General features: G+C 40.7%; 2 protein-coding genes. Both read right to left on the reverse strand.

Annotated features, from left to right (window positions below; genetic code table 11):
• On the reverse strand, positions 1-199 hold a 199-nt coding region (locus tag ACFVSN_RS45215; RefSeq protein ID WP_387959344.1), incomplete at its 3' end, for a YonK family protein.
• Positions 200-459: 260 nt separating this feature from the next.
• Complete coding sequence (locus ACFVSN_RS45220; RefSeq protein WP_161512197.1) at positions 460-690, reverse strand: hypothetical protein; 231 nt, start codon at positions 688-690, stop codon at positions 460-462.
• Between the last annotated feature and the right edge of the window lie 342 nt (positions 691-1,032).

A 1,032-nucleotide genomic window follows, 5' to 3' on the forward strand; every position in this document is an offset into this window, starting at 1 on the left:
GTCCTTCAGTTTCTTGAGGAACAACATCACTGTCACTTTTTAACGTGAAATCAATTGGATCTGTTTTGCTTTCAAGCTCTCTTAGGTATTTAGATAATGAGTGAATGTGTATGCCATCACCTTTATGCTCAATAATTTGATCTTCATCAACATTTACAGTGCAGTTCTTAAAAGAATACTCTTTCTTCCCTTTAGCCAAATTAAATTCCTCCAATATGTGTTTTATTTACGTTCAATAAGCTCCTTCGGAAGCCCGATGATCCGAAGCATCGGTAACGTCCGAAAAGGGGATATAAGGAGATGAAAAGATAAGTCGGATAGGCGTTGGGGAAACGCCCGAAGGAGACTATTGATAACTTGCGTACCGGAAGGCTCGTAAGCACATTCCGGATGATCCATAGTAAAACGCAAGCACAAAAAGACCTCGCCACAGGGTGCGGAAGCCTCGTTCTGATTGCGTTATTTGTCGTCTACTAATTTAAATCCAGGCTCTAATACGAGCTCACCGTACATGTCGAGAGATGCGACAAATACTTCGCGACCTTCATGATCTTTTCCAAAATATTCTTCAGTGTCTTCGTTAAGGATAGCATCGATAATCTCGCCGGCATAAGTTTCATTAATAATCTCGCCCCACTTATTATATACCGTGTCATCATACATAACTTTAACGCGAATATTTGTGTCCATCTTTTTCGTCCTCCCTTGAAAATTATACGAAATTAGCGTTTCCTTACATATTATTCATTAACCCAAGTAGGTACGCAAAATCGACAGGGAATACGCTGATTACGGATTCATCGATCGAAATCTTTGTAAGTCGAAAATAACAAAAGACGCCAAATAACGTCTTCAGAAACTCCTTGTACATCAAGGTACATGAGCATAAAAACCGGTAATCGCTGTGCGAAAACCGGATTCTCCTTCTACACCTGGCAGATGAGCTATGACAACAAATATTACACGCTTTCCGGAACGTATTTAAAGTCCCCACCGGCGGAGAATTCACGGTTGTCTCGTGAACTGCTTAGT

The organism is Kitasatospora sp. NPDC057904, assembly GCF_042887925.1.
Taxonomy (GTDB): domain Bacteria; phylum Actinomycetota; class Actinomycetes; order Streptomycetales; family Streptomycetaceae; genus Kitasatospora.

Excerpts from the sequence above, each read along its gene's own strand:
- ACFVSN_RS45220 (WP_161512197.1), bottom strand. The coding sequence starts at position 690 with ATGGACACAAATATTCGCGTTAAAGTTATGTATGATGACACGGTATAT.